The sequence below is a fragment of the Armatimonadota bacterium genome (assembly GCA_017993055.1).
GTDB lineage: Bacteria > Armatimonadota > UBA5829 > DTJY01 > DTJY01 > JAGONM01.
The window spans coordinates 98,459-108,625 of sequence record JAGONM010000010.1 but is presented as its reverse complement, the minus strand read 5'-3'; the positions used below and the strand labels follow the sequence as shown (position 1 = coordinate 108,625).

Annotated in this window: 6 protein-coding genes; 3 read left to right on the top strand and 3 right to left on the bottom strand. The window is 61.4% G+C overall.

The window, feature by feature from the left end; genetic code table 11:
* Positions 1–173 precede the first annotated feature (173 nt).
* Genes KBC96_06150 through rpoD form a run of 3 tightly spaced genes read left to right on the top strand, consistent with a single transcriptional unit; the run spans position 174 to position 3,765 of the window.
* On the top strand, positions 174–791 hold the full coding sequence (locus KBC96_06150; protein ID MBP6963970.1) for a hypothetical protein: 618 nt from the start codon (positions 174–176) through the stop codon (positions 789–791).
* 12 nt (positions 792–803) lie between these two features.
* Positions 804–2,636, top strand: a complete 1,833-nt coding sequence (locus KBC96_06145) for a DNA primase (protein ID MBP6963969.1) — start codon at positions 804–806, stop codon at positions 2,634–2,636.
* On the top strand, positions 2,626–3,765 hold the full coding sequence (rpoD, locus tag KBC96_06140) for an RNA polymerase sigma factor RpoD (GenBank protein MBP6963968.1): 1,140 nt from the start codon (positions 2,626–2,628) through the stop codon (positions 3,763–3,765). The genes KBC96_06145 and rpoD overlap by 11 nt, the downstream gene beginning before the upstream one ends.
* A gap of 73 nt (positions 3,766–3,838) precedes the next feature.
* Here rpoD and KBC96_06135 read toward each other — a convergent pair whose 3' ends face one another.
* The 3 genes from KBC96_06135 to KBC96_06125 all read right to left on the bottom strand — a co-directional run bounded on the left by KBC96_06135 (position 3,839) and on the right by KBC96_06125 (position 10,002).
* The gene (locus tag KBC96_06135; GenBank protein ID MBP6963967.1) at positions 3,839–4,966 is read right to left on the bottom strand and encodes a family 10 glycosylhydrolase; all 1,128 of its coding nucleotides are present in this window, start codon (positions 4,964–4,966) and stop codon (positions 3,839–3,841) included.
* A gap of 16 nt (positions 4,967–4,982) precedes the next feature.
* The gene (locus tag KBC96_06130; GenBank protein ID MBP6963966.1) at positions 4,983–8,648 is read right to left on the bottom strand and encodes a hypothetical protein; all 3,666 of its coding nucleotides are present in this window, start codon (positions 8,646–8,648) and stop codon (positions 4,983–4,985) included.
* 316 nt (positions 8,649–8,964) lie between these two features.
* Complete coding sequence (locus KBC96_06125) at positions 8,965–10,002, bottom strand: hypothetical protein (protein ID MBP6963965.1); 1,038 nt, start codon at positions 10,000–10,002, stop codon at positions 8,965–8,967.
* Positions 10,003–10,167: the final 165 nt, after the last annotated feature.

Below are 10,167 nucleotides of genomic sequence, written 5' to 3'. Positions count from 1 at the left end.
CGGAACCGCATATCTGGAATTCTCGTCCTATTATTATCATTGGCAATCCGCCGGCGCTTCAGAAGGTTAGGAATGTGACCGCGGCGGGAAAAATGTTAACGCTTCAGGAAGGAGATTCGGCGTCGGTTGTTGAAGCTTCTTGCGTGTATGGAAGCGGAAAGCGAGGGGGTTTCGTGTCTGTAAAACCTAGAATAGCAATCCTGATAATCGCCGCGGCGTTCTGCGCCATGACGACGGCCGCTTCGGCGGCCGAGATATCCCTGGCCGGCATCAGGCTCGGGCGATCGTGCCTGAACGTCCTCCAGAAATACGGCGACCCGTCGGAGGTCAGAGTCGGCGCGCGGGCTCAGGGCGACCCGCAGGCGGGCGGCGCGCAGATGCCGGGTGGGCTGCCGGGCATGGGCATGGAGGTGCCTCCCGGTATGGGTATCGAGATGCCTCCGGGTCTCGCTATGCCGGGCGCTCCTCAGGCGCAGGCTCAGCAGGCGAACGCGAGAGAGATTACCTGGATCTACCGGTTCTCCCAGAACAGGACCCTGGAGTTCATCATAGACCCCGAGGGCCGCGTGCTTCAGATCACCGCTGTGGGCGCGCAGTGGTCCGGCCTGCGAACTGCCAAGGGCATCATTCTGGGCAGCACCTACAAGCAGGTCATCATGGCCTACGGTTTCCCGGAGTCGCACGAACGGTCGGGGATCGAACTCGTCACCAGGTATGCCGACTCCGATCGAGTAGCGTTCACCCTGGTCGGCAACCAGGTAGTGAGCATAACGATAGCCTTCATGGACTAGCGGTGGCTCCGTGTGGTTGACTCGCGCGACGCAGTTGAAGAGATCCGCGGGCGGATCAACATCCTCGATGTCATATCCGAGTATGTGTCGCTGAAACGCGCCGGCAAGAGCTTCAAGGGCCTCTGCCCGTTCCACGCGGAGAAAACACCCTCGTTCAACGTCAGCGAGGAGTTCCAGTCCTGGCACTGTTTCGGCTGCGACGAGCACGGAGACGTGTTCTCGTTCCTGATGAAGATCGAGAACCTTACGTTTGCGGAGGCGCTGGAACGGCTGGCAAAGAAAACCGGAGTAGAGCTGCAGCGCTCCAAAGACCGACAGACAAGCCGCAGAGAGCTCCTGAGTAGGATCAACGGTCTCGCTGCGGCTTATTACGCCGCCCTGTTGAAACGCAATCCGGCGGCCCTGGAGTACCTCGTCGGGCGCGGGCTTGCAGAAGAAACCATCGAGGAGTTCAGGCTCGGGTACGCGGCGCCCGGATGGGACGGGCTGGCGACATATCTGGCCGGCAAGAAGGTGAGCGAGGGCGACGCCGCGCTGGCCGGGCTTCTCATCAAGGGCGATCGCGGCTATTACGATCGGTTTCGGCATCGGGTGGTCTTCCCGATCCTTGACATCCAGGAGCGCGTGATCGGGTTCGGCGGGAGGGCGATCGGAGACGATCAGCCGAAATACCTGAACTCGCCGGAGACACCGCTCTTCAGCAAGACCCGGGCGCTCTACGGCCTGAATCTCGCGCGGAAGAAGATCGCGGCGGAGGACGCGGCGGTAGTCGTCGAAGGGTATATGGACGTCATCGCGGCGCACCAGGCGGGCTTCGGCCACTGCGTTGCGACGCTCGGCACGGCCCTGACGACCGAGCACACGAACATCCTGTCCCGCTACACGAAGAGGATCGTGCTGGCCTACGATGCGGACGGCGCCGGCATGAAGGCCGCCCTGCGGAGCGCGGCGATGTTCCTCGAAGCGGAGTTCGACGTGCGGATCGCCCGGCTGCCGAAGGGGGAAGACCCGGACAGCATGCTCCGAAGAGGGGCGACGGCGGAGTTCGCATCCGCGCTGTCGGACGCCCAGCCGATAGTGGACTACAGGTTGGGCCTGCTGAGGGAGTCTCACGACCTCTCGACGCCGGCGGGCAAGGCCTCGATGCTCAGGGAGATCGCGCGGATCCTGGCGGAGATTCCGTCTACCCTCCAGAGGGAAGAATACATACGGAGCCTGGCGGTCGGCCGCTTCCACCCCAGTTGGGAGAGCGGGCGCATCGGCGAGGTTGACATCAGGCGCGAGATCGAGCAGATACTCCGCCGCAGGGGCGCCGGCCCGCACAGAGCCCCTCGCGTCGAGGAGGACAGGAAACAGCCGGAGTCCGAGCCGGAAGCGCGGATCGGCAGCGCGGAGAGAAGCATTCTCCGAGCGCTGATCCACGGGAGCGAATACACCGCCGTGCTCGCCGAGTCGGTCTCGCCGGAGGATTTCTCGACCGAGTCCGGGCGCGAGGCCGCATCGGCGCTGATGGGGATGATCGCGGAGCAAGGGACCGTCAGCGTGCCCGAACTGCTCGCGGCGGTCGGCGGCGGCGCAGGGAAGATCATCTCGGAACTGGCCGTAGACGACGAAGGCCCGCCGCTGACCGAGGAATGGCTGCGGGGATGCGCCGAGTCCGTAAAGAAGGCCCGTCTGAAGAGGCTTCGCACGCAGGACGTCATGCAGCCGTTCATACGGGAAGGGATCATCGAGGCGGGAGACAGCCCCGAACAGACGAGGGAGCGGCTCAGGGCGTACCTGAAGGAGTCCGGAAAGCTTTCGGAAGAGGGCGCCCGTGAGGGGAATAAAGACAGTGACAGTTGAAGAGATCAAGGACAACGTGGAAGTGCGGAAGCTGCTCGAAGAGGGCAAGCGCAAGGGTGTGCTTACCTATGACGAGATAAGCGACGCGCTCAGCCACCAGGAGGATATTGACGCCGAGCAGATCGAGGACCTGCTTCAGACCTTCGCCGACGAGGGCATCCAGGTGGTTGACAAGGGCAAGGATGTCGAGGATGCGATCGAGGAGCCGGTCGGCATAGATGATGAGGCGCCCGCCAAGGAGCCCGACGCTCCCGACAAGGAAATCGCCGCGATCGAGGGCCTGCCGATAGACGACTCCGTGCGCATGTGGCTGAGGGAGATCGGCAAGACGCCTCTTCTGAACATGGCGGAGGAGGTCCGGCTCGCCAAGATCATCGCCGAGGACGACAGCAGGACCGTCGAGGCCCAGATGGCCAAGGAGAAGCTCATCCAGTCGAACCTCAGGCTGGTAGTGAGCATCGCCAAGCGGTACAGCGGCCGGGGGATGTCGTTCCCCGATCTCATCCAGGAGGGCAACATCGGCCTCATCCGCGCGGTCGAGAAGTTCGACTACCTGAAGGGCTACAAGTTCAGCACATACGCCACATGGTGGATCCGCCAGGCCATCACCCGCGCCATCGCCGACCAGGGGCGCACGATCCGCATACCCGTGCACATGGTCGAGACGATCAACCGCCTGATGAAGACCCAGAGCCACCTGACTCAGGAGCTCGGGCGCGACCCGACGCTCGACGAGATCGCGAAGGAGATGGAGATACCGGTCGAGCGCGTGAGCGAGATCTACCGCATCGCGCCGGAGCCGCTCTCGCTGGAGACTCCCATCGGCGAGGAGGAAGACAGCCACCTGGCTGACTTCATACAGGACCAGGAGACCGTATCGCCCGACGACGCGGCGACCCATCAGCTGCTGAGGGAGCGGATCGTGGAGGTGCTCTCGGAGCTCACGCCGAGGGAGCGCGACGTGCTCCGGATGCGTTTCGGGCTCGACGACGGCTATCCGAGGACGCTGGAGGAGGTCGGCCGGCACTTCGCGGTCACCCGCGAACGCATCCGCCAGATCGAGGCGAAGGCGCTGAAGAAGCTCCGCCACGCCAAGCGGCGCAAGAAGCTCGAGGAGTATCTGACGTAACCGATATAAGCGGAAGGGCAGGCCCTTTGGAGCCTGCCCTGCTGTATCGTCTATTCTGCTGCGCTTCGGATCGCTACTGCTTCCACGCGAGCGTCGGGACTGTGTCCGGCTTGGCGAAGAGGCCCGCCTTGAGCGCATCCATGAGCGAAACAGCATCGTCGCCCCGTGGGATCGAGCAGTAGGCGTAGCTGTAGACCACCACTCCGCTGTAGCCCGCGCTCTTGGCCATAGCGATCTGGTCCACCGCCGCATCCGCGCTCATCTTGTAGCCGCCCTGACCCATGTAGATCGCCCGACCGGTGTTCGAGAGTGACGAGGTCTCCTCGCTCTTGGTGAGGAACACCCGGCTGTCGAGCGCGAAGTTCATCGGCACGGCGAAGTCGAGGATGCCCGCTCGAAGCCACGCCTCCCAGTCCTGGAAGCGATAGTCCGCCGCATCGGACCGGTTTGCGAAGACCGCCGCCGATATCTTCACCGCCGGCTTGATGGCGGTCGCGCGCTGATAGACCGCCTGCACGAACTGGGTGGACTGCGCCTTCCGCCAGTTGCACCATGCCTCATCGTTCTTGTCCGGCTTGCCGGAACGGCTCGTCTGCTGGTTGAACAGGGCGACGCTGGTCTCGTTGTAGCCGGCCTCCCTTGCCGGATACCGCACGATGTCCAGGTGGATTCCGTCCACGTTGTACTTCCGAACGATCTCCTCCGCCAGTCCCGCGAGGTAGTCCCTGACCGCCGGCACTCCGGGGTCGAGGAAGACCTTGTCGCCGGGGAACTTCGTCCGACCTCGGTCGTCCTTCATCAGCCATTCGGGATGGGTCAGGTGAACCTGGTTGGCATCCACCTTCACCCACGAGTTGTCGTGATAAACCTCGAAGAGCGAGAGCCACGCATGGACCTGCAGACCGCTCGCATGCGCCTTTGCGATGATGTCGGCCAGCGGATCGTATCCGGCCGCGCAGTCGCTTGCCTTCGGTTCGATGGCGGAGCTGTAATACACGTCGCCGCGCTTCCGTACCTGTACGAACAAGGCGTTGAAGTTGCAGTCTTTCGCCTTGCCTACCATATCGACAGTCTGTTCAGCGTTCTTGAAGCCGGGATGGAACGCATCCACCCACAGGCCGCGCATCTCCGCCGCCCCGCAGGGAGCGGCGAGAATCACGGCGGCACACGCCAGAATCGTCAGCGCAATGAGCTTCTTCATTGTTCTCCTCCTCTCCCTACTGAGCCGGCGGGACCGGTATGATCAATGCCAGGTCGTTCCTGGCGGGATAGACCTTGTATGCCGTGCTTGCCGCCATCTCACCCGTGCTGAGATCATCCACTGCTTCCCAAGCCGAACCGGTCCGCGTGCCGATAGCATGTATCCAGCCGGCCATGACCGCTTCCGGCAGACTGAGCAGAGTTACTCCGTCAGTGACCTTGCATTCAGACCACTTGACATCGCTGGTGAACGGGTTGCCTATCAGCGACATATCTCCCGGGGGATCCGACCCGTACGGCAGGCTTATCCATTGATCCCCGCCCAACGGCAGCCGTGGGTGATTGTACGAAGTTGCACCGCCGGATGGGATATACAGACCGTAGCCTTCGCCGACGAGGCAGCCCCCGAATACCGAGCCTCCGCAATCCTGGTACGTCACCCATGTCTGCGAAGGCGCATCGTAGCGGTACAGGCAGCCCGAGAGCGATATTGCCGTGTTGCCGACAAACACATCCTCCGGCCCGGGTAGACTGGGTATCCCCGCCAGCGAAAGAAGATTCCAGCATCCCGCGGTGAGCGGGACGTTCTCGTTGGTCCACGAACTCACGACCTCGACGCCATCGCTTCGCGGCTTCAGCAACGGGATGGCTCCGTTGGCCGTCTCGGTCGCCCCGCTGATGCCGGTCACCCTCACGTAGTCGTCAGCGTACACGTTGACGCCGCTTGGCCAGAGCACGCGGATGCCTGTGCCCAGTCCGCTCAGATCGTAGACGCCGGAACCATCGTCAATGTAGAACCAGTCGCCGTTGGCGGTATCCACGCCGGTGACCCTGCCCCAACTCTGGACCAGCAGCCCGACGTTGTAGAGGCCGAATCCCGTGATGGGAACGGGCGTGCTCGATCCGGCGGGGCTGCCTGCCAGCCATTGGTTGCGCATGCCGAGCGGTGCCAGGGGAGAGTTGCCTGAGTATGTCGGCTGGCTACCGGGCGTGAGGACGCGCTCGCCGTCGCTCGTGCCCAGAGTTCCTTCAAGGCTGACTTTCTGGCCCACAGTCGGCATAGTCTCAGTCTCATCCCATGCGACGGCTATGCCCGCCGTGCGATCCGGCTCCTCGATGTAGAAGACCTCCTCGTCGCCGAACACCGCCGTCACGATCTTCCCGTCCAGGCTCACGCTGGAGTCGTCCGGCATCTTGATCAGATCGGCGGTGGAATAGACCGGAGCAGGCTTACCTACCGTCAGTTCCATCACGGTGATCGAGCCGGAGGGGAATACGTGGGTGATATCATAGTCCGTCTGCGGGTCATATTCGGGCGCGACCCCGCTGACGCTCACCGTGCTGATGCGGCCGGGATAGCCACCGTCGTTCTGCGCCGCGAGCGGATCGGCCACGGTGGCATCCCACGACTTGAGTGTGTGCCAGGTGACGCCCGTGGGTGCTGCTCCCAGGTTGTCCAGAGTGATCGTGCACTCCCGGTCCGCGGCCCAGTCTTTGTTGACGACCGTGACGTAGATCTTCTCGTAGTAGCCGTTCCCGCTGTCCGTGTCCGTTGCGGTTGCGAGAGCGCTGAGGTAGGGAGCGGACTCACCTGTCGGGATGCTGTCATACATCGGGGTCGGAGTCGTGAACGTGCCTGTCGTAACGCCGGGGTCGTCCAGGAGTTCTGTCCCCGTGTGCTGGAGGAAGAGCCGGTAAACCTGGGCAGCGGGCGACATGATAAACGACTCTGGCGTGCAACTGGGCGAAGGGTTCTCGATGGGATCGTATGCCGCCGAACAGGTGGGCTGGGCCATGTGGTAGAACCAGTTGTTGAGGTTCCAGAAACAGCCGAAATCTACCTCGTGACGAAGCATCTCCTGGACAATGCACGCGGAGGCGACGGCTCCTTTCAGATTGCGTATCTGAGCGAATACACCCGTGCCTCCGATAGCATGGCCGAACTCGGTGACACCAAGCTCCATATCTGGGTTGGCATCATGGACGCTCTTGGCGTGCGCGATGAGGGCCTTGAGGTCTTCGATGTGCCTCCCCACGAGCGTAGGCGTGGCGAGAATGGCCCTTGTCTGTTCCGAGGCATCGCAATTCTCCACAAGCTGCTCGCTCCCGACCGGCTCCCCCTGGCTATCGAGAGGAACGCAGCTCATCAAATACTGCTCCATCCTGCGGCCGTTGTCGCAGCACTCGCTTGGACAATTGCCGGCGTTCGGATTATTCGGCATGGTGAGCCAGGGAATGTAGTATCCCGCAGTGGCGACCTCGACATCGAACGTGTAATCATAGTTGAAAGGCGTGTATCTCTGGACGGCCCCGCCCCCGTTGATCGGCCAGCGCACCATATATCGGTTCTGCCCGATCCCATCGAGCGTTCCAATATATTGCGAGTCTCTTCGCGCATCCGGCGTAATCTTCGGCGCAGCCTCCATGACGATCGGCGGATTGATGTCCGCGTCCATCCAGAACCCGTTGCAGCCGTCTCGTATCACAACATTGCCGGTGAACATTGGCCTCTGGGGTTGTCCGTTCCCGTCGCAGGTCACCAGCCATGCCGCCATTATGGGGTAGTCCGACATAGCCTCTCCATCGTTGATCGGCGTGCCTCTGACCCTGAACCGGAACCGGTAATCCCCGGCCTCCAGATACACTGGCTCGACCCAGTCCTGCTCGTCCGGGTAGCGGCTGCCGTAGATGTACCGCGCATAGCGGTTGTCGGTGTCGACGAAGGCGTATAGGTGTGAGGAGCCGAAGTCCAAGGGGTAGATGCTGAACGTCTCATCAAACGTACCGGCCCACTCGATCACCGTTTCGTCCCACGTGCTCACGCCGTCCGTATACACGCTGCGGTTGTCCAACGACCCGCCGACCTTGATCGTGGAGTCCTTGCACTTCATCTTCTTGCTGTAGGCGATCACACCGTTGGCATAGTCAGCGGGTGTGATAGTCCCTCCCGTGCCGTCGCCCTGGTGGACGAACTCCTCGTTCCCGATCTCCCAGTATGTGACGCCGTACGGCGCGCCGTAGGACGACTCGGTGAACTCGGTCAGGCTCTTCCACTTGGGCTGCGCTGGGTCTCCATAAGTCTCGCTGCCCGCCCTCTGCCACGCGAAATAGCGCCTCAGCCAGGCGAAGTAACCCGCCGGCGCTTCTTCGGTGGAAAGCCAACTGCGACCAGTGGCAGCAACGGCTTCGTGTGCAGTGGCATCCAAGGATGGGTCGCCAAAACTGTCTACGAACTGCGTCGGCTGCCAATCCTCATGTATCGCCCACTCCAGTACCGTGCGGCTTTCTACCTGCTGATCGACCAGGCACTCTCTCTCTACGGTCTGGCTAACGCTCCCGCTGCAATACTCGACCCAGTTCGCGGCCTCCTGTGCGCCTTGGGCCGGTAACGTGGGAACCGCAAGCACCTTGACCGGATCATTAAAGCCCCACCAGTTCACCTGGATGAGGGGCTTGCGCTCTGAGCCGTAGAGATCACGAATCACTGCCATCATCTCGTCGGTGCCGACTGCGTTGTTGTCAGTGTCAGCGGCTGTTCTCTGGGTCTTCGGCCTCTTGTTGTACGCGGGATTTGCGTCGAAATGTCCCACACCTCTGCGCCAGTGGTACGTGTCCGGGACTCCTGGGAAACGAACGAGTGCACAGTCGCCGATACCGGCTCCGAAGTGTGTCTCGTCCGCCATGAGGGCATCTTTAGCGCTTGTATCGACGGTCCGAGTTGAGGGGTCCCAGAGGTTGCCTGCGTTGGTGTAGTAGCTGAGGTTCTGGCCGAAAATGCTGTGGTTGGTTTCTCCGACGGCGGATGCGGGGCGGCGTTGACCGTGATGCTATCCGCCAAAGCCGCGGGGGTCATGAGGGCTGACAGACAGAACAACAGTAGAAAACATGCTTCCTTTCGCATTTCCTGCTCCTTTTCGTGATATCAACTGTCTGTACTGCACGACCGTCTTGGAATTCTGTCTTCTAGCATCACCTCCTTACTCTAGGGTGGTCAACGCATCAGTGCCGAGTTCTTCGGCGCATTATAGGCCAGAGGAGACATGCGGAGAGGCTCAACGCTGCCAAGCCGGACGGCTCGGGGACGAGAGTGGAAAGATAGATGTCGTAGTTTCCCACCCAAGCCACCTTGTTCTCGAACACTGATGGAGACCTGGCATACCCGAAGGCAGTTTGGTTAACTCGGATGAAGCCGTGCATAGGGTCCCAAGCCATAACGCCACTCGGCCCATTTCCAGACTGCCAAACCACAAGATCTCCCCACATCCTGGCGTACATGATACTGTATGGATCTGTATAGCTGATCTGGCCCAACTGTCGCAGCCCGTGGTCGGACGTCCACTCCCAGAGGCCTCTGTCCTCCGGGAAGCTGCCCCCAATCAGCCACATGGTCACCCTGTCTTGGTATATCGCGGGGGCCGACATGTCTGAGATATACGTGGAGAGCCTTTTCTCACCATCCGCGAGATTCCACATGTACACGTCCGAGCGTCCGTTCCTCCGATCTTCCCAGACGACAGTGCCGTTCTCTGATACCCTGGGATTCGTCTGATCGCTGTTTGTCGGTGAGACTCGCCTCTCGCCGTTGACTGCATCCCAGACATAGATCTGTGGTATGCCTGAACGGTAATCTTCCCAGGCGACCACTCCATTGCTGATAGCAGGATTCAGTTGGTTGGTAGGCGTGGGGGTGATAGCACGCTCTCCGTTCACAGGATCCCATAGGTAGAGATGACGCTGCCCACTGACATACCTTGATACTACCATCTGGTCTCCCCAGATGGCAGCAGAGCCGCGGCTGATCCCATCGCCTCCGATAAGCCGTCTTTCTCCTCCTGTCTGGTCCCACGTGTATATCTCGCCGTAACCGTTCCGTCGGTCTGTCCAGTAGATCTTGTCCTCCCACAGGAGAGTCGCCCCGGTGAACCACGTGTGATCATCTGTGATCCTCTGTTCCTGCCATATCTCCTGGCAGAGAGCAGGCCCCGCGAGGAGCGCCAGGAGCGCCAAGGCTGTGAGTGCGGTGCGTATCGTCTTCAAAGCTCGTACCACCTTCCGTATGGGTGTACTTCGTATGTGAACCTCAAAGCTGCGTGACTCCCAATTCGGGGCCCGCAACATTTCTCCTCTATCGTCAACCGAGCACTATTACCATAACGTTCTGGGCTCGCCAAGAGTTACGCCCTTCAGGGAAAAGGTTGGAGA